Origin of the sequence: Halomonas sp. KM072, assembly GCF_050710315.1 — a bacterium.
GTDB lineage: Bacteria > Pseudomonadota > Gammaproteobacteria > Pseudomonadales > Halomonadaceae > Vreelandella > Vreelandella hamiltonii.
This window is the reverse complement of the sequence record NZ_CP136132.1, coordinates 416906-435355: the sequence shown is the minus strand read 5'-3', so window position 1 is coordinate 435355 and position 18450 is coordinate 416906. Positions and strand designations below refer to the sequence as shown.

General features: G+C 62.9%; 19 protein-coding genes. 3 read left to right on the top strand and 16 right to left on the bottom strand.

From position 1 onward, the window contains the following. Positions 1-8: 8 nt before the first annotated feature. The 9 genes from RVM26_RS02060 to fabV all read right to left on the bottom strand — a co-directional run bounded on the left by RVM26_RS02060 (position 9) and on the right by fabV (position 10179). Positions 9-986: a DUF1852 domain-containing protein gene (locus RVM26_RS02060; protein ID WP_498940506.1), complete on the bottom strand. Its 978-nt coding sequence runs from the start codon at positions 984-986 to the stop codon at positions 9-11. 211 nt (positions 987-1197) lie between these two features. Continuing rightward, positions 1198-2547 carry an N-succinylarginine dihydrolase gene (gene astB, locus RVM26_RS02055; RefSeq protein WP_498940504.1) on the bottom strand — a complete coding sequence of 450 codons (1350 nt, stop codon included), beginning with the start codon at positions 2545-2547 and terminating at the stop codon, positions 1198-1200. Then, the gene (gene astD / locus RVM26_RS02050) at positions 2544-4016 is read right to left on the bottom strand and encodes a succinylglutamate-semialdehyde dehydrogenase (RefSeq protein ID WP_498941696.1); all 1473 of its coding nucleotides are present in this window, start codon (positions 4014-4016) and stop codon (positions 2544-2546) included. The genes astB and astD overlap by 4 nt, the downstream gene beginning before the upstream one ends. Positions 4017-4090: 74 nt before the next feature. After that, the gene (gene astA, locus RVM26_RS02045; protein ID WP_016916412.1) at positions 4091-5122 is read right to left on the bottom strand and encodes an arginine N-succinyltransferase; all 1032 of its coding nucleotides are present in this window, start codon (positions 5120-5122) and stop codon (positions 4091-4093) included. Beyond that, positions 5122-6186, bottom strand: a complete 1065-nt coding sequence (locus RVM26_RS02040; RefSeq protein ID WP_498940501.1) for an arginine N-succinyltransferase — start codon at positions 6184-6186, stop codon at positions 5122-5124. The genes astA and RVM26_RS02040 overlap by 1 nt, the downstream gene beginning before the upstream one ends. A gap of 35 nt (positions 6187-6221) precedes the next feature. Continuing rightward, entirely contained in the window at positions 6222-7436 is a 1215-nt protein-coding gene (locus tag RVM26_RS02035) for an aspartate aminotransferase family protein (protein ID WP_100731903.1), read from the bottom strand. A gap of 100 nt (positions 7437-7536) precedes the next feature. Further along, a complete protein-coding gene (locus RVM26_RS02030; RefSeq protein WP_498940499.1) occupies positions 7537-8511 on the bottom strand; it encodes a GlxA family transcriptional regulator in 975 nt (324 codons plus the stop codon). A 186-nt stretch (positions 8512-8697) separates the two neighbouring features. Beyond that, on the bottom strand, positions 8698-8913 hold the full coding sequence (locus tag RVM26_RS02025) for a hypothetical protein (protein ID WP_498940498.1): 216 nt from the start codon (positions 8911-8913) through the stop codon (positions 8698-8700). Positions 8914-8973: 60 nt separating this feature from the next. After that, positions 8974-10179, bottom strand: coding sequence for an enoyl-ACP reductase FabV (gene fabV, locus RVM26_RS02020; RefSeq protein WP_026002006.1), 1206 nt, complete (start codon positions 10177-10179; stop codon positions 8974-8976). A gap of 160 nt (positions 10180-10339) precedes the next feature. Here fabV and RVM26_RS02015 point away from each other — a divergent pair, with 160 nt between their 5' ends. Continuing rightward, positions 10340-10723 carry a DUF7079 family protein gene (locus RVM26_RS02015; RefSeq protein WP_039175751.1) on the top strand — a complete coding sequence of 128 codons (384 nt, stop codon included), beginning with the start codon at positions 10340-10342 and terminating at the stop codon, positions 10721-10723. Between the two features lie 5 nt (positions 10724-10728). Here the strand turns inward: RVM26_RS02015 and RVM26_RS02010 are convergent, their stop codons facing one another. Both RVM26_RS02010 and RVM26_RS02005 read right to left on the bottom strand, forming a co-directional pair. Further along, the gene (locus tag RVM26_RS02010; RefSeq protein WP_096921309.1) at positions 10729-11214 is read right to left on the bottom strand and encodes a glutathione peroxidase; all 486 of its coding nucleotides are present in this window, start codon (positions 11212-11214) and stop codon (positions 10729-10731) included. A 101-nt stretch (positions 11215-11315) separates the two neighbouring features. Continuing rightward, a complete protein-coding gene (locus RVM26_RS02005) occupies positions 11316-11933 on the bottom strand; it encodes a LysE family translocator (protein ID WP_096921310.1) in 618 nt (205 codons plus the stop codon). Positions 11934-12171: 238 nt separating this feature from the next. Here RVM26_RS02005 and RVM26_RS02000 point away from each other — a divergent pair, with 238 nt between their 5' ends. Next, a complete protein-coding gene (locus RVM26_RS02000) occupies positions 12172-12903 on the top strand; it encodes a YebC/PmpR family DNA-binding transcriptional regulator (RefSeq protein ID WP_287806405.1) in 732 nt (243 codons plus the stop codon). A 521-nt stretch (positions 12904-13424) separates the two neighbouring features. Here RVM26_RS02000 and RVM26_RS01995 read toward each other — a convergent pair. Then, positions 13425-13760, bottom strand: a complete 336-nt coding sequence (locus tag RVM26_RS01995) for a hypothetical protein (RefSeq protein ID WP_287806399.1) — start codon at positions 13758-13760, stop codon at positions 13425-13427. A 139-nt stretch (positions 13761-13899) separates the two neighbouring features. Between RVM26_RS01995 and RVM26_RS01990 the strand changes: the two genes are divergently transcribed. Beyond that, complete coding sequence (locus RVM26_RS01990; protein ID WP_287806397.1) at positions 13900-14163, top strand: hypothetical protein; 264 nt, start codon at positions 13900-13902, stop codon at positions 14161-14163. Here RVM26_RS01990 and RVM26_RS01985 read toward each other — a convergent pair. From RVM26_RS01985 to RVM26_RS01970, 4 genes are read right to left on the bottom strand one after another with little or no spacing between them, the layout of a single operon-like run. Beyond that, positions 14147-14278 (bottom strand): hypothetical protein, encoded by a 132-nt coding sequence (locus RVM26_RS01985; protein ID WP_287806394.1) that lies wholly within the window; start codon positions 14276-14278, stop codon positions 14147-14149. The two genes, RVM26_RS01990 and RVM26_RS01985, sit on opposite strands and share 17 nt — an antisense overlap. Positions 14279-14290: 12 nt before the next feature. Continuing rightward, positions 14291-15298 (bottom strand): zinc-dependent alcohol dehydrogenase family protein, encoded by a 1008-nt coding sequence (locus RVM26_RS01980; RefSeq protein ID WP_287806391.1) that lies wholly within the window; start codon positions 15296-15298, stop codon positions 14291-14293. A gap of 59 nt (positions 15299-15357) precedes the next feature. After that, positions 15358-17250 (bottom strand): ABC transporter ATP-binding protein, encoded by a 1893-nt coding sequence (locus RVM26_RS01975; protein WP_498940493.1) that lies wholly within the window; start codon positions 17248-17250, stop codon positions 15358-15360. Positions 17251-17298: 48 nt separating this feature from the next. Continuing rightward, the gene (locus RVM26_RS01970; protein ID WP_287806385.1) at positions 17299-18342 is read right to left on the bottom strand and encodes an AbrB family transcriptional regulator; all 1044 of its coding nucleotides are present in this window, start codon (positions 18340-18342) and stop codon (positions 17299-17301) included. Positions 18343-18450 lie beyond the last annotated feature (108 nt).

Below are 18450 nucleotides of genomic sequence, written 5' to 3'. Positions count from 1 at the left end.
TGAGGGGATCAAAGGGCGTAATCGGCCGACCACTTGTCGAGTATTTGGCGGAAGGGCTTGATGAAATACTGCTCGGTAAAGCGCCCCTGCTCGATGGCCAGCTGGCTACGCTCTTCGCGGTCGTACTCGATACGGGTCAACGAGTAGTCCTGATGGGTCAGATGCGGTTGATAGACCTTACCTGCCGCCGAGTTAGCGTTGTAAATTTCCGGTCGATAGATCTTCTGGAACGTCTCCATGGTGCTGATGGCGCTGATCAGTTCGAGATCGCTGTAATCGGCCAGCAGATCGCCGGAAAAGTAGAACGCCAGCGGTGCCACGCTATGGGGCGGCATGAAGTAACGCACCTGCAGGCCCATCTTGGCGAAATAGAAATCCGTGAGTGACGATGTGTCGTTCACGTATTCGACGCCCAGCACCGGGTGGCGATTTTCCGTCTGGCGATACACCTTGTTGCTGGAAACGCTGAGACAGATCACCGGCGCCTTGCTGGCAACGGATCGATACGCCTCGGAGTCGACGAAACGCTTGAACAGCTTGCCGTGAAGATCGCCAAACCCCTCCGGAATACCAAATTCCGACCGCTCCTTGTTGTGCTCCGAGAGCCACACGCTGAAGTCGTAGTCGCGGACGTAGGAGGAGAAGTTGTTCCCCGTCATGCCCTCGATGCGTTTGTCGAGATGCCGATCGATGATGGTCGTCTTCAACATCTCGATCGCCGGGAAGGTAGTGCCTTCAGCCGCCACGCTTAGCTCGCCGGTAATGATCTCCAGCTCGACGGCGTAGCGGTCTGCCTTGGGGTTATCCCAATGGGCCAGGGTATTGAAGCGATTGTCGATCATGGTCAGCGCGTTACGCAGGTTTTCCTGGCAGCGCTCGCCTCTCGCCAGATTGGCGAAGTTGGTCGTGGTACGCGTGCTCTCGGCAGGACGGTAGTTTTCGTCGAACCGGACGCTCTTGATATCGAAGGTAAAGTCGTAGCTCATCGCGAACAAACACCCTGTTGGTCGAGATTGGCGACGGCGCCCCAATGCAGCTCAGCGCTCGATGCCATGTGTGACGTTTCGATAGACGGGCGTTAGCGCCACGTCATCGAAGAGGATGTGTTCTTTATGCCAGACCCACCACATGAATGAAAAGCGACATTAATTCAACTCATCATGAGAAAACCTCATGATGAGCTGTTTGGCAGGGCGCTTACCCCTGTTGAAACGGATACACCGAGCCAATGTTCAGCAGCTGCGTCAGCTCATCCAGCGCGGTGAGCACCTCCGTCGCGAGCTGCGGGTCGGCCAGGTCGTCGGTAGCGAGGCGGTCGCGGTAGTGGCGGCTCACCCAGGCGGTGAGGTCGTCGTAAAGCGCATCGTCGAGCAGCACGCGACCGCTGAGGGCAGCCCGCTCGGCCTCGCTGAGCACCACGCGCAGACGCAAGCAGGCGGGGCCACCGCCGTTGCGCATGCTCTGCTTCACGTCCTTGACAATCACTTCGCCAATGGGGTTATTGCCTGCCAGGATGAAGTCCTGCAGCGTGCGCCACACGGCTTCACGCTCCTGACACTCGCTGGGCACCACCAGAGTCATGGTGCCATTCGGGTTGGAAAGCAGTTGCGAGTTGAACAGGTACGACGCCACCGCGTCTTCCATGCTCACCGCTTCCATCGGCACCCGAACGGGAATCAGCGGCGTGCTCATCTTGGCGCGCAGCTCGTTGAGCGTGCGCTCTTCATCGAGAAATGCCATTTCGTGGTAGAGCAGCACCGGACCGTTACCCACGGCAATCACATCGTTGTGGAACACCCCAGCATCGATGGCCTCCGGGTGCTGCTGGGCAAAGACGGTTTGCGCGTCGCTCAGACCGTGTTGGCGGGCCACCGCTTGGCTGGCTTCCAGCGTTTGCCGGGCGGGGTAGCGCTTGGGTTCGTTCCGCCCGCCGCCAAACGCCTGTCGGCCATACACGAACAGGTGCACGCCTGGCTCGCCATACTCGCCGCACAGGCGGGTGTGGTTGGCCGCCCCTTCATCGGAAAATGCCGGCGTGGCAGGCAGCACCGGGTGATGGGCAAAGTGCTGCTCATGGCGAAAAATCGCTTGCAGCACGCGGCCGGTAGTCTTCGGCTCTAGGTAGCGGTGAAAGCTGGACTGCAGGTTGGCGGGAGTAAAGTGCACCCGACCATCCGGCGCATCGACGCTGGGGGTAATTGTGCCTGCGTTAGCCGTCCACATGCTGGAGGCTGAACACACCGCCCGCAGTAGCTGCGGCGCTTGTGTCGCGGCACGTGCCAGCATCTCACGGTCGCTGCCGGTGAAGCCCAAGTCGCGCAGCGCGCCCAAATCAGGCCGCTGCTGAGGAGGCAGCACGCCTTGGGCATAGCCCGCGTCCATCAGCGATTTCATCTTGGCCAGCCCCTGCAGCGCGCCCTCTCGGGGGTTGGAGACCAGGCCCCCGTGGCTCATGGAGGCCACATTACCGTGGGCCAGTCCCGAGTAGTTGTGGGTCAGCCCTACCAGGCCGTCGAAGTTGACTTCCCGAATGCTGTGGACGCTCATAGGGTGACTCCCGGTGGCAGGGTTTCGGGCATTTCCAGGCTTTCGGCCTCCATGGAGGCGACCGGGTAAGCGCAGTAGTCTGCGGCGTAGTAAGCGCTGGGGCGATGATTACCGCTGTCGCCTACGCCGCCAAAGGGCGCGTCACCCGATGCCCCGGTGGTCTGGCGGTTCCAGTTGACGATACCGGCGCGGATACGCAACAGGAAGTCGTCCCAATCCGCCTGCTCGCCCCCGATCAGCCCGGCAGACAGCCCGTAGCGGGTGTCGTTGGCCAGTGCCAGCGCCTCGTCCCAATCGGCATAGCGATGGATTTTCAGCAGCGGGCCAAAGTGCTCTTCATCGGGCACCTCCAGGCCGGTCACGTCGATCAGCGCGGGGCTGAGCAGGCTGGTGTTCTCTGCCAGGCGCTGCATACGGTTGATCACCGTGCCGCCCATGGCTTCCAGTTCGTCCTGCGCCTTGAGCAGGCCATCGGCCGCGGCCACGCTCACCAGGCCGCCATAGAACGGCGCGGGCTCCTCGTCGAACTGCCCCGCCACGTGCAGCTTGGCGATGGCATCCGAAAGCGCATCGATGAGACGATCTCCCGCCTCCCCCTGGGGAATCATCAGACGACGAGCGCAGGTGCAGCGCTGGCCGCCGGAAAGAAACGCCGACTGCAAAATGGTCAGGACGGCTGCGCGCTGATCCTCCACCTCCTTGACCACCAGCGGGTTGTTGCCCCCCAGCTCCAGGGCGAGGATTTTATCCAGCTGCCCGGCAAACTGCTGCTGCAACAGGCCGCCCACTTTGGCGCTGCCGGTAAACAGCAGGCCATCGATACCCGGATGGGCAGAGAGCGCCTGCCCCACGGCCACGCCGCCTTGTACCAGGTTGATCACCCCGGCGGGCAAGCCGGCTTCCAGCCAGCACTGCAGGGTCAAATCCGCGGTGAGCGGGGTCTGGTCGCTGGGCTTGAACACCACCGTGTTACCCGCCAACAGCGCGGGCACCATGTGGCCGTTGGGCAGGTGCCCAGGGAAGTTATAGGGGCCGAACACGGCCATCACCCCGTGGGGCCGGTGGCGCAGGACCGCCCTGGCGGTACCCAGCTCTTTTTCACGTTCGCCGGTGCGCTCGTGGTACGCCTTGATGGAGAGCGCCACCTTGCCCACCATGGCTCCGACTTCGGTACGCGCTTCCCATAGCGGCTTGCCGGTTTCTGCGGCAATCGCCACGGCGAGGTCTTCCTGGTGCGCCTTGAGCACCTCGACGAACCGCTCCACCAGCGCCTGACGCTCGGCAAAGGGAGTGCGCGCCCAACCGGGGAAGGCGGCCCTGGCGGCCTCGACTGCCCGCCCCACCTGGGGCTGCGACGCCGAAGCACCTTGCCAGAGCAGCGTGCCTGCCACGGGGTCGTGCTTGGTCACGGGGGCGGCCTCGCCGACCACCCAGCCCCCATCGATCAACTGCTGCTGTTGGGCGGGCATACGCGGGGTGCGTGCGTTCGGGTTATGCATGACGCTCTCCTTTGCTGAGCCGGGTAGTCGGGTACGTGGGCAGATCAGGTTTCCAGCAGACGCAGCGTGTCGCCCGTGGCGACGCCCAGCCGCTCGGCCTCCTGAGGGGTCAGGACGACGGTGCTTTCGTCGGCGGGGCCTCGGCCAATCCAGCCAGCGGTAAAGTGCTGCATCTGAGTGGTGGCCGCCAGCCAGCGGCTGACGCTTTCTGCGGCAGCGTCGGGCGACACCTCCACCTGATAGCAGCGTGAATTGCGGATCGCCCGCACATCATCGATATAGGCTTCCACCGTGGGGCCGCCGTCGAAGATGTCGATGTAGCCTTCCCAGCGCAGCCCCTCTTTCTTGAGCATCTCCAGCGCGGGGCGGGTGTGGCGATGTACCTGACCAATACAGGCCCGCGCCTCTTCCGACATGAACGTGGTGTAAATGGGAAACTTGGGCATCAGCTCGCCAATGAAGCTTTTCTGACCCAGGCCAGTCAGCCGGTCTGCCTCGCTGAAATCCATGGGGAAGAAGTGCTTGCCCAGGCTTTGCCAGAACGGGCTGACGTTATTTTCATCGAACACGCCGCGCATTTCGGCGAGCACCTTCTCGGGAAAACGGTCGCGGAACTGAGCCATGAACAGCCAGCGCGCCTTGGAAAGCAGCGCACCGTTGCGCAAATGCTTGTTGGCCTCGCCACGGTACTCCGGGCGCAGGAACAGCGAGCACACCTCGGCATCGCCGGTATGGTCCGAGCTCAAAAACAGCGTGTCGATGGTACGGTGCAGGTCGAGCTGTACCGAAGAGTGGGCCAGGGTGCCAAGCCGATAGTTGTAGAACGGCACCTCACGACCCACCTGACCTTCAATGGCGCAGCAGCCTGCCAGCTCGCCGTTGGACTCATCTTCCAGTACAAAAAAGTAGAGCCGGTCGTCCACTGGCGTGCGCTCTTCGAACGCGCGGGCGGCGGCGTCGATCTTGCCCGCCAGGAACTCACGGTTATCCGGCAGCGAGGTAAAGCCAACGCCTGCCTGCTGCGCCAGCGCCTGGAGCCCATCCAGATCATCACGGGCAATGGGGCGAATGCGCATTACATCTCTCCTTCATCGAGCGCATCGACGGCGCTGGGCAGGGCTAACGGTGCCGCCAATACGGCACGCCCCTCTTCCACCCCCAGGCGCTGTGCATGCTGCGGGGAAAGCATCAGCTGCCCGGTGGGCGAAAGCGCATAGCGCGCCACGATGCAGCGAAAATCGCTCAGCGTCTGGTTGGCGATCATCGCCGGTTCGGCATCCGGCAAGGCATGCTCCGGGCGCACCCGCACCGGGTGCCAGGCGGCACGACGACAGGTTTCCAGCCGTTCGCGCTCGGCCTTGACGATGGGCCCGGCATCGAAGATATCCACATGCCGGGAACGGACGAAGCCTTCCGCCAGCATTTCCGTCAGCGCCGCTTCATGGGCCGGATGTTCACGGCCAATGGCTGCCCTGGCGGGCGGCGTCAATAGCGGCAGGTAGAGCGGAAACTGGGGCATCACCTCGGCAATGAAGCTTTTCGAGCGCACCCCGGCCATGTGGTTCATCTCCTGGAAACCGCGGGCAAAGAAGTGGCGGCCCACGCTCTCCCAGAAGGGTGATTCATTCTGGCGGTCCAGATAGCCCGGAAACGCCACGGCGAGAATCCGCGAGAAGCGCTCCGGGTACTGGGCAATGAACATCAGCCGCGCCCGCCGCAGCAGGCTCTCGGCGCTGGTGCCCTTGTAACGCGGGTTGAGCGACAGCGCACAGAGCAGCGTGGCGTCCGAGACTTCGTGGGACAGCGCCAGGGTCTGTACTTCCCGGCGCACGTTGAGCTGCTGGGAGGCGTGGATCAGCGTCTCCTGGCGGTAGGTATAGTAGGCCTCGGCGGCCCCCGCCTGGGCGCGGATGGTGGCGGTACCGAGTACCTCATGACGATGATCGTCCGCCAGCACGAACATGTACTGCTCGTTACCCGGAAAATCGACCTCGCTGCCAAACGCCTCCTGGGAGCGCAGGATGCGCTCCTCTAACCGCTCACGGTTGGCAGGCAGGTTGGTCAGCCGAGGAACGGCGTGCTCGGCCAGCTGTTCCAGGGCAGGCAGGTCAGCCAGAGTGACCGGACGGATAACCAGCATGCTCAACGCTCCTTCTGGTAACGCTTGCGGCCTGCTCATGCGCTGGCAACAAGGCGCTCGATGGCTCGTTCGAGACGCGCCATGCCTTCGGCGATGTCGGCCTCGGGGATCACCAGCGACGGCGCCATGCGCAGCACATTGGGACCTGCGATCAGCGCCATCACGCCCTCTTCCATGGCCAGCGGCAGGATATCCTTGGCGCGACCTTCGAAGGCATCGGACATCTGTGCGCCCATCAACAGGCCCATGCCGCGGATTTCCTTGAACACGCCGTGCTTGCGGTTGATGGTTTCCAGATGCTCACGGAACAGGTCGTGACGCTGCTTGACCCCTTGCAGCACTTCGGGGGTGTCGATGAACTCGACCGCCGCCAGGGCCACCGCCGATGCCAGCGCGTTGCCGCCGTAAGTGGAACCATGGGTACCGATCACCAGCGACTGGGCAATGGCGTCGGTGGTCAAGGTGGCGCCGATCGGGAAGCCACCGCCCAGCGATTTGGCGCTGGTGAGAATGTCCGGAGTGATGCCGAAGTTCTTGTAGGCGTACAGCTCGCCGCTGCGGCCAACGCCGGTTTGCACTTCATCGAAAATCAGCAGCGCGTTGTGCTCGTCGCACAGATCGCGCAGGCCCTGCAGGAACTCCTGGGTGGCAGGCACGATGCCGCCCTCCCCCTGCATGGGCTCGACCATGATGGCGCAGGTGTCATCGCCCACCAGCTTGCGCACGCTCTCCAGGTCGTTGAAGTTGGCGTGCAGAATGCCGCCGGGCACCGGGCCAAAGCCCTGGGAGTATTTTGGCTGCCCGCCCACGCTCACGGTGAAGAAGGTGCGGCCATGGAAAGACTGGTAGAACGAGATGATCTTGTCCTTGTGCTCGCCGTGGTGATCCACCGCCCAGCGGCGCGCCAGCTTCAGCGCCGCCTCGTTGGCTTCACCGCCGGAAGAGCACAGGAATACCTTGTCGGCGAAGGTGCGCTCGGTGAGCGTCCTGGCCAGCTTGAGCGCAGGCTCGTTGGTGAACACGTTGGACAAGTGCCAGAGCTTCTCGCCCTGCTCTTTCAACGCATTGACCAGTACCGGGTGGCAGTGGCCCAGCGAGTTCACCGCAATCCCCCCGGCAAAATCGATGTATTCACGGCCTTGCTGATCCCACAGGCGGCTGCCTTCACCACGCACCGGAATGCTCTGTTGCGGTGAGTAGTTGGGCATCATGTAGTGGTCGAAATCCTGGCGACTTGGGGTGTGGCTCATGAAACAAATCCTCCGGTGGAGTCAGCGATGACATCAGTATACGAGGGGCGGTGGCCGCCCTGCTTTCACGATTGGGACGCTAAATTATGAAAAGCTGCGCCTACCCCAGCCGCTCTTCCCGCGGGGTGATCCCAAAGTGGTTACGGTAGGCGGTGGAAAAGTGCGCGCCCGAGGAGAAACCGGTCATCAGGGCAATGTCGCCCACGGGACGGTCGCTCTCTCTGAGCTGTTTGCGGGCTTCCTGCAGCCGCAAGTCCAGATAATAACGGCTGGGCACCGCCTGCAGGAACTTCTTGAACAGCCGCTCCAACTGACGCCGGGAAATGCCCAGATGTTCGGCCAGTTCCAGGGTCGAAAGCGGCTCTTCGATATTGGCTTCCATCAGCGTGACCGCATCCACCAGGCTTTGCGGGGCGTGGCCCAGGCGGTGGCGCAGCGGTACGTGCTGGCGCTCATCGGCAAGGCGAATGCGATCGCACACGAACTGCTCCGAGACCTGCTCTGCCAGCCGTGGGCCGTGATGCTTGCCGATCAACGTCAGCATCATGTCCATGGCAGCGGTGCCGCCCGCGCAGGTCAGACGGTCACGGTCGATCTCGAACAGCTGCTGGGAAAGCGTGACCTGGGGGTACGCCTGAGCAAATGCGTCGAAGCGCTGCCAGGGCAGCGTCGCGCGATAGCCTTCCAGCAGCCCGCAGCGGGCCAGCACTTCGGTGCCCCCCGCCAGGCCGCCTAGCGCAACGCCCCTGCCCTGATGACCGCGCAGCCACTCGTGAAGCCTGGCGGGCAGTACGTAGGGTAGCGGTATCGGTGCACAGACCAGCAGCATGTCCAGCGGCCCAAGAGCGGCTTCCAACGGGTGCTGGGCCAGCAGCGAAAGCTGCGATGCACTGCGCACGGGCTCGTTGTCCAGGCTGAGCGTCACCGTGTGATACAGCATCTGGCCACTGAGCTGATTGGCCATCTGCAGTGGCTCGATGGCGCTGGCATGGGCCAATAGCGAAAACCCGGGAAGCAGCACAAAGGCAACCCGCCGACGCTGATCGGGGGAAGGCGTCAACGGCCGAGTGGGCATGTGAAGGTGTGACAAGGTGAGAGGCACTGCATGGAAACCGCCGCTGGCTGTCGAGATAACGTGTTCAAATCAAACGTCATCTTACCCAATTGCGGCGCGGAAGGCAGCGCCATGACCGCAGGAACAAAAACACGGCGCATAAATGCAAATTGCCGGGCCACTGGCCCGGCAAACGAAGGTGCTGCGTCAACCGCCGCTGTTGCCCATGCCTAGGATGACAAAGGCCGCCACCACCAGGCCCAGGCCAATGATCACCACGGGCAGCAGCTTGTGCATGCCACTGGGGGGCTTCTTGGCCTCCGGCTGTTTATGCGGCGCCGCCTTGTCGAAATTTTCGGGCAACCGCTGGTTCAGTACGTGCTCTTTCTCTTCTTCCGGGGTCTTGCTCTCTCTGGTATCCATACTCCACCTCTTCCTGACCGGTTAGATGAAACAGCGCGGCGTTCACTCCGTCGCCCAGCGTTACAAGGTTACGACATCGAACGCCACATCGGGGTTCACATCGGCATCGTAGTCCACATCGTCACGCTCGAAGCCAAACAGCTTCAGGAACTCATGCTTGTAACCAGCATAGTCGGTAATGTCGAACAGGTTCTCGGTGGTGACGTTTGGCCACAGGTCCTGACAGGCTTTTTGAACGTCGTCACGCAGCTCCCAGTCGTCCAGACGCAGACGGCCCTGCTCGTCGGTGGCCATCTCACCGGGCTGGCCTGAGTAGAGGCGCTCGCCGAACAGACGGTTCAACTGGTCGATGGTGCCTTCGTGCAGGCCCTGCTCTTTCATGATGCGGTACACCATGGCGATGTACAGCGGCATCACCGGAATCGCCGCGCTGGCCTGGGTAACGACGGATTTCAGCACCGCCACGTTGGCACCGCCGCCGCTCTCTTGCAGCTTGGCATCGATGGCCGCCGCTGCGCGGTCCAGGTCTTCCTTGGCTTTCCCCAGGGCACCGTGCCAGTAGATCGGCCAGGTGATTTCGGTGCCGATATAGCTGAACGCCACGCTGCGGGCACCTTTGGCCAGCACGCCTGCGTCTGCCAGAGCGCTCATCCACAGCTCCCAGTCTTCGCCGCCCATCACGGTGATGGTGTCGTCGATCTCCTGCTGCGTCGCCGGCTCCACCTCGGCTTCGATGATCACGTCCTTGTTGGTATCGATGGCCGTGGCGCGGTAGGTCTCACCGATGGGCTTCAGGCTGGAGCGCTTGAGCTCGCCGGTATCGGGCATCTTGCGCACCGGCGAGGCCAGTGAGTAAACCACCAGGTCGATCTCGCCCATGTCCTGCTTGATCAGCTCGATGGCTTTCTCGCGGGCTTCATGGGAGAACGCATCGCCGTTGATGGACTTGCTGTACAGCCCTTCCTGCTTGGCAAACTTGTCGAAGGCCGCGCTGTTGTACCAGCCCGCCGTGCCGGGCTTCTTCTCGCTGCCGGGCTTTTCGAAGAACACGCCCAGGGTATCGGCACCGTAGCCGAAGGCCGCCGTGATACGCGCCGCCAGGCCGTAGCCGCTGGAAGCCCCGATCACCAGCACTTTCTTCGGGCCCTGGTGCTTGTCCAAACCACGGGCGCGGGTCGCTTCGATCTGTTCGAGAACGTTCTGTTCGCAGCCTTTGGGATGAGTAGTGGTGCAGATAAAGCCCCGAACTTTCGGTTTAATGATCACATTGGACCCCTTCATCGGATGAGTATCATCGGAGCACCCTCGTGCTCACTTGCCAGTAGGCGCTATTCTAGCGGGCTCGGCGCGCCCTGTCCGCTCTTGAGGTTATGGGGGATTCACGGCAGGATAGCGCCCTGCCCACTTCCTGCCGATGAGAACCGTGATGAATGCACAGCAGCTAGTCGATGAACGCGGCGACCTCTGGTTGGCGCTCGCCCCGCTTTGGCTGGACCGCGAACCCACCGAGCGCGACTACGCCCGCATGATCGAGGTCATCGAACAGCACGGGCTACCGCTCAAGGAGCTCGAGTGGGTGTTCCGTATCGAGCTGGCCCCGGTGCTGTCACGCCATCAGCTGTCGGTGGCCAGCGAGTGGCGCAAGTTCGATGACTACAAGCTGATGAAGCAGCTGGTCAATCACAACCTGCGCCTGAAGGGTTGGCGGCGCAAAACCTGGGCGCTGTTTTCGGGCTTGACCACCATGATGGTACGCCACCGTTGGAACGACCTGATGCAGCGGCTGATGGTCAGCCGGGGCGAGCTCTAGCCCCTTCACGCTTTGTCCAGCGCCGCCTCCACGGCCAGGCGCAGGCGTGGGCCATGGTCTCGTGGGCCAAAACGCGCCAGCACTTGCCCGTCTCTGGCGACCAGAAACTTGGTGAAGTTCCACTTGATGGCCCGCGTGCCCAGCACGCCTGGCGCTTCCTGCTTGAGCAGCGTAAAGAGCGGATGCGCGTTGCCCCCGTTGACGTTCACCTTCTCCATGAGCGGAAAGCTGACCCCGAACTGCTGCTCCCCGAAGGTGCAGAATGCTTCGGCGCTTTCGGGCGACTGCCGCCCAAACTGGTTGCAGGGAAAGCCCAGCACGGTAAAGCCACGGTCACGGTAGCGTTGGTAAAGGCTTTCCAGCTCCTTGAGCTGGGGCGTAAAGCCACACTGGCTGGCGACGTTGACCACCAACAGCACCTGGCCGCGCAGCGCACGCAGGTTGAAGGGCTGGCCCTGATGGGTGTAGCAATCCTGTTCGTAAATGCTCATCACACACCCTCTTGCTATCGTCTGACGCTACCTTGCCACGAGGCGGCCTGCCAGCACCAGCCCGGCGGCTCACGCCTGCGCGAATTTTCCACCATGGCTGCTTATAACAGTGGCCCCGCCACGACCCTCAGCGCCAGCGCGATCAGCAGCACACCGGTAACACGGTTGACCCAGTGGGCGTGGCGCTGCAGCCAGGGCAGCACCCGCGAGTGCGACAGCCCCACGGCCACCAGCACGTACCAGCCGCCATCGATGACCATCGCCGTGGCCACGATGATGCCCTTGGCCAACGGGCTCATGTCCGGCGTCACGAACTGACTGAGCAGGGCCACGAAAAAGATGATCAGCTTGGGATTGCCCAGGGCCACCAGCACCGCTTCTCGGGCCGCCTGGCCTGGCGTGGTGACCACCGCATTGGCTGCCAGCGAGCTGGCGCGCCCGGCCCGCAAGGCCTTGACCCCCAGCCACGCCAGGTAGGCGGCCCCACCCCAGGTGATCAGCTGAAAGACCTCGGGATGGCGTACCACCAGCGCGCCCAGCCCCAGCACGGTCAACAGGGCATAAAAACCCACGCCCAGGGCATGGAACACCGCCGCGGTCACGCCGGGCAGCCGCCCGCCCCCCAGGGTGTGGCGCAGTACCAGCGCGAGGCTAGGCCCCGGGGACATGGCCCCCATGGCACAGATGGCGGCCAGCGATAACCAGAGCGTCAGCGGCATGCGTTTCTCCATGAGTCCAGCGGTTGATCAGCGCACCAGTATACGCCAGCTCAAGCGCAGGCGGGTGGCTGCCTGGGCCGCGCATCGTGGAATCCTCCCCCGGCCTTGAATACGGCCTTAAATAACGCTGTTAGCATGGTACGCTGTTGGGTAAAATTTTCCTTTTTCAGAACGTTCGGCAACGCCGATCAATGACGCCTGCCGTGCAGGCAGTTCATGGTTAATAAAGGACTTCAATATGGGTAGGGCGTTTCAGAACCGTAAGGAATCCATGGCCAAGACGGCCGCTGCGAAAACCAAGGTGTACAGCAAGTACGGGCGTGAAATCTACGTCTGCGCCAAGGCAGGGGGCACCGACCCCAATGGCAACCTTGCGCTGCGCGGTCTGATGGAGCGTGCCAAGAAAGACCAGGTGCCGTCCCACGTCATCGACAAGGCCCTCGACAAGGCCAGCGGTGCCGGAGGCGAGGACTTCTCGTCCGCTCGTTACGAGGGCTTCGGCCCCGGCAATGCCATGGTCATCGTCGACTGCCTCACCGACAACCCCAACCGCACCTTTGGCGATGTGCGCGGCTGCTTTACCAAGACCAAGAGCAAGATCGGCACGCCGGGCAGTGTGAGCCACATGTTCGATCACTGCGCGATCTTCTCGTTTACCGGTGGCGATGAAGAAGCCGTGCTGGAAGCGTTGATGGAAGCCGACGTGGACGTCACCGACATCGAGCAGGAAGATGGTCGCATCACGGTATTTGCCCCCCACACCGACTACGCCAAGGCCAAGCAGGCACTGCTGGACGCCTTTGGCGAGATCGACTTCGAAGTGGATGAAATCCAGTTCCTGCCGCAGAACACCACGCCAGTGGAAGGTGACGACGTCGCCATGTTCGAAAAGCTGCTGAACATGCTCAACGAGCTGGACGACGTGCAGAACGTCTTCCACAGCGCCGAACTGCCGGAAGAGAACGCCTGAGCGGCTAGCCCTTCAGCGCATCACCAGGAACGAAAATCCACCCTTCGGCCGTCGGCATCTCCGCTGGCGGCCAGGCAACCTGCTGGGGCGCATGCTCCAGAGCCCAGGCCAGCAACGCGCACTGCCATGCATCGTGCATGTCCTGTTGGCGGGGGATGGATACCCCTCCACGACAGTCAGCTCCCCCTGCTCGCTCTGCCACTGACCGCACGCCACGCTATGCGGCGCAAAGCGCGCCAGCACGTGCATGCCTTTGGTGGCCTGGCTGCCAATCATGTCCTTGATGGGCGATAGCGGCGTGACGCCACGTTCGAACAGCCAACGCTCGGTGTATCGGTAAAGATAGGGGTTTTCCTGAGAGCGGCCCAGTGCCGCGACGGCTTCCCCTCTGGCCAGGGCCAGCAGTGCCTGCGGCTTGGGAAAAATAGTCCGCCAGCTGTGCGCCTTCTAGCCCTTGCAGCGTCAACACGGGAACTCCTTCCAGCCCGACGGCCTGCTTCAGAAAGGCGTAGCTCCAGCTATCACACCCCAACACGCCCTGCCCCAGCCGCCGTTACCCACGCCAGCTCTCCAGCCATGCGCTCGGCAAAGGTAGGCACCTCCAGGCACTCGATGCCGCGCTGGCCCGCCCAGTGGCCAACGATATCCGCATGCCCACCGTGGGGAGGCGACACGAACAGCACCAGCGGTGCCTCTTGATAGGCGGCCAGCGCTCGATGCAAGCTCATCGCGGCAGGCGTCCAATCCACCGGAGGCGCCCAGTGGGCGAGTTTCACTTCCGGCAAGGCGCGCAGCTCGCTCTCCAGTGCCGCCTGACGCCTGTCGGCACGGTTTCCCAGCATCCAGGCAGTGGCCACGCGCCAACTGCGCTGCCACTGGCTGGCCTGGGTATGCTGCGGTGTTTGAAAGGCTTCCAGTGATAGCCGAACTTATCGTCTAAAATAAAGTCGTTAGGATAAGGCCAATCCATTGATGAGCGATGCGCAGGAGGCAACGATGAGCGTGGTTGACGTCACCAGGGAAGAGCTACACGAGAAGCTTGCGAAGTGCATTGCTGGGGAGCGGGTGCTGATCGAACAGGACGGTAATCGGTTCAGCGCGCGCATACAGCATGTGGGTATGACGGGGGTCAAAGTGATCCCGGAGACCATCATCAAGAACAGTACCGGCGACCCCGGTGACATGAACGGTGTTACCGTGCACTACGATGATATCTGGGAGCTGGAGGTCAAGGGCGTGGTGTTCAGCCGCAAGGCGTAGCAAGCCTGTTCAGCATCATTCCCTTTTCGCTGTCATGCAACACAACGCCCGCCATCATGGCGGGCGTTGTGCTTATCGCTATCTGCTCGGGTTCGATCAATTTACCTTCGATCAAACGGTCTCCCGATCAATAGCTGAGGCAGATTTTACCGAAGTGCTTGCCAGACTCCTGATGACGAAACGCATCCGCGATATCGGCCAGCGCAAACTCCCGGTCGATCACCGGCTTCAGATTGGCTGCCTCGATCGCCTTGATCATCTCCATCTGATGGCGGCGGCTGCCAACGATCAGCCCCTGCAAACGTGCCTGCTTGGCCATCAGCTTTGCCGTGGGCACCTCGCCTTCACGGCCGGTCAGCACGCCGATCAGCGAAATGTGCCCGCCGATTTTCACGGCGTCGATGGATTGCGGCAAGGTGCCCGGCCCACCAACTTCCACCACGTGATCGACCCCTTCACCATGGGTCAACTCCAGCACGCGCTTGCCCCACTCCGGCGTGTCACGGTAGTTGATGGTGTGCTCGGCGCCCAGTTCACGCAGGCGCTCCAGCTTGGCATCGGACGACGAGGTAGCGATGACCCGGGCGCCCATCAGCCTGGCAAACTGCAGAGCAAAGATGGAGACGCCACCGGTGCCCAGCACCAGCACGCTATCGCCCGCTTTCAGCCCGCCGTCTACCACCAGTGAACGCCAGGCGGTCAAACCCGCCGTGGTCAGCGTGGCGGACTCGGCATGGCTGTAATCCTTCGGCTGGTGAGTGAACCAGTTGGCCGGGCGCACCACCTGCTCACGGGCATAGCCATCGACGCCGTCGCCGGGTGTGGTGGCAAAATCGCCTACCCGAGCGGGCCCTTCCAGCCAATCGGGGAAAAACGTCGAGACTACTGCATCACCGACGGCAAACTCCTCTACTCCCTCGCCCACGGCCTCCACGACCCCGGCCCCATCCGACATGGGGATACGGCCATCAGCGGCAGGGATCATTCCCGCCACCACGGCATAGTCATGGAAGTTCAGCGAGCTGGCGTGCAGGCGCACCTTGATCTCGCCGGGGCCGGGCTCGCCGGGAGCAGCGAGGTCGACGACATCGAGGTGGTCCAGCCCACCGGGGGCACGTAGCTGTATGGCTTGCATCACTGTCTCCTTTGCATGCGCCAAAAATAGGCGACCGGTCTAGTATCGACTCTCTACGGCTACATGGGGGTCGCCTGTTCAGAATCAAGGTCATTGCCCAAAAAACCGCCCGACTGGCGCTGCCACAGGCCGGCGTAAATACCGTTGCGGGCCAGCAGCTCCTGATGGGTGCCGCTTTCTACCAGGCGGCCTTCATCCACCACGATCAAGCGATCCAGCATGGCAATGGTCGAAAGCCGATGGGCAATGGCGATGACGGTCTTGCCTTCCATCAGGGCATCCAGCTGCTCCTGAATAGCGGCCTCCACTTCGGAGTCCAGCGCCGAGGTGGCTTCGTCCAGCACCAGAATAGGCGCATTCTTGAGCAGTACCCGAGCAATGGCGATGCGCTGACGCTGGCCCCCGGAGAGCTTGACGCCCCGCTCGCCCACATGGGCATCCAGGCCCCGGCGCCCCTGCGGGTCGACCAGATCATGAACGAACGTATCGGCATGGGCGCGGCACACCGCCTGCCACACATCGTCGTCGCTGGCCTGGGGGCTGCCGTAGCGAATGTTGTCGCGCAGCGAGCGGTGCAGCAGCGACGTGTCCTGGGTGACCATGCCGATCTGGTGGCGCAGCGACGTTTGGGTGACCTCGGCAATGTTCTGGCCGTCGATCAGAATGCGCCCCCCCTGCAGGTCGTAAAAACGCAGCAGCAGGTTCGCCAGGGTCGACTTACCCGCCCCAGAGCGGCCAATCAGGCCGATCTTCTCGCCGGGTCGAATGGTCAGGCTCAGCCCGTCGAACACGTGTCGGCTCTGCCCCTTGGCCTGGGCATACTGAAAGCGCAGGGCATCGAAGACGATTTCGCCTTTGGGCACGCTCAGCGCCTTGGCGTCGGGGGCATCCTTGACCGTCGGCTGCTGGGCGATGGTGTTCATGCCATCCTGTACCGTGCCGATATTCTCGAACAGCCCGGCGACCTCCCAGAGAATCCAGTCCGACATGAAGCGGATACGCATCACCAGCGCAATGGCAATGGCCAATACCCCCAGCGAAATCGCTTCCATGAACCAGGCCGCAATGGCCATGCCGGCGGTGCCGACCAGCAGCAGCGTATTGAGCAGCGTCAAGCAGACACTCATCACCGTGACCAGCCGCATCTGACGGTGTACGGTGATCATGAAGCCTTCCATGGCATCCTTGGCGTAGCGCTCTTCGCGCTGGGTGTCGGCAAACAGCTTGATGGTCTGAATGTTGCTATAACTATCGACGACCCGGCCGGTCATCTGCGCACGGGCATCCGCCTGGGCCATGGAAACGTCCCGCAGCCGGGGCACGAAGTAGCGCATGATGCCCAGATAGCCCACCAGCCAGACACCCAGCGGCAGCAGCAGCCAGGGGTCGGCCCGCCCCAGCAGAATCGCCGCGCCGGTAAAGTAGACGATGGCGTAGACCATCAGGTCCATGACCTTGGTGACGGTCTCCCGCACGGCCAGCGCCGTTTGCATCACTTTCTGCGACACGCGCCCGGCAAACTCGTCCTGATAGAACGCCAGGCTCTGGCTGAGCATATGGCGATGCGAGAGCCAGCGGCCAATCATCGGGTAGTTGCCAAAAATGCTCTGGTGGGTGATCAGCGACTGGCCCAGTACCAGCAGGGGCAGCCCGACCACTACCGCCAGCCCGACGCCCGCCAGCCACAGCCCGTGCTGCGCCCAGAAGTCGGCCCGCTCGACCCGGCCCAGCCAATCCACCAGCTCGCCCATGTAGCTGAAGAACATCACCTCGGCGGCGGACACCACGGCAGTCATCAGCGACATCAGCAGCAGCCAGGGCCAGACTGGCCGCGAAAAGTGCCAGATAAACGGCAGCAACCCTTTGGGAGGCGTCGACACCTCACCTTCCGGGTAGGGGTTTACGCGGCGTTCAAAAAACTGGAACAGCGGCAACAGCAGGCGTGACAACATGGGAAGTCCTTGACGAAGAAGCCTCTGAAGAGAGCCGAATGGCGTCTGTCAGTGCGCTCGGCGGCGGCTCAGCAGCCAGCGCGCCCAGAACGGCGCGAACACCATCAGGGTAATCATGCGCAGCAGGTGATGAAATGCCACGAAGACCGGGTCGATATCCAGGGCAACGGCCAGAATCGCCATTTCACCGATGCCGCCAGGGGCCAGCGCCAGCAGCGCCACATCTCGGCCCACCCCTACGGTGCGATGAATGAGTTCGGCGAATACCGCCAGGGCCATCAGGGCCAGCAGGGTCGCCACGCCCGATTGCCACAGGTAGCGGCCCAGCAACCTGCGGGTCATGCCCTGGAAACGCGAGCCAATGGCACTGCCCAGCACCCACAGCATCAGGTTCATGCCCCACTGGGGCAGCGCCAGGCTGGCCAGGTCAAGCCCCGACAGCAGGGCCGCCATGAGCAAGGGGGTCAGCAGCGCCGAGCTGGGAATGCGCAGCCAGCGGCCCAGCGGTATCAGCAGGGGAATGGTCAGCAACATCCAGCCGTGTTCCAGCGACGAAGCGGCTGGCCCCAACGAGCCCTCGCCCCCTTCAAAGGCCCAGAACAGCGGTGGCAGGAAGAGAATGACCAGAATAATGCGCAGCGACTGGGCTACGGCGATGCGCTGAGGGTCACCACCACACTTTTCGCCCAGCAGAATCATCGCCGTCATCGCGCCGGGGGCGGCACCAAACCAGGCGCTCACCGGGTCGAACCCGCAGCGCCGGTACCAGGCCGAGGCCACCGCGGTGGAGGCGGCCACCCCGAGCAGCAGCAGCGCCGCCGACAGCGGCCAGTCCAGCACACGATGTGCCAGCTCCGGCGTTACCTGGCTGCCCAGCACCAGCCCCATGACGGCCAGAAACACGTTGCGCAGCGGCTCGGGCACTGCAACGCTGGCGCCCTTGGCAGAGGCCAGCAGATTGGCCACCAGCGGGCCCAGCATCCAGGCCAGGGGAAGGTTCAGCAGTTGAAACAGCAGGCCGCCCAGGGCGCCGACACCCAGCGACAAGGCCAGCGCTCTGGCACTGGCTGCACTGAAACGACTTCCCTTCACGCGCCCCTCCCTGAAACGTGACCTACTCAAGCACTGGCGACCGGCCGCCGACACCCGCGCATGTCGTTACTCTGCTAATGGATAGCCTAGTGTACACGATATCGGCGG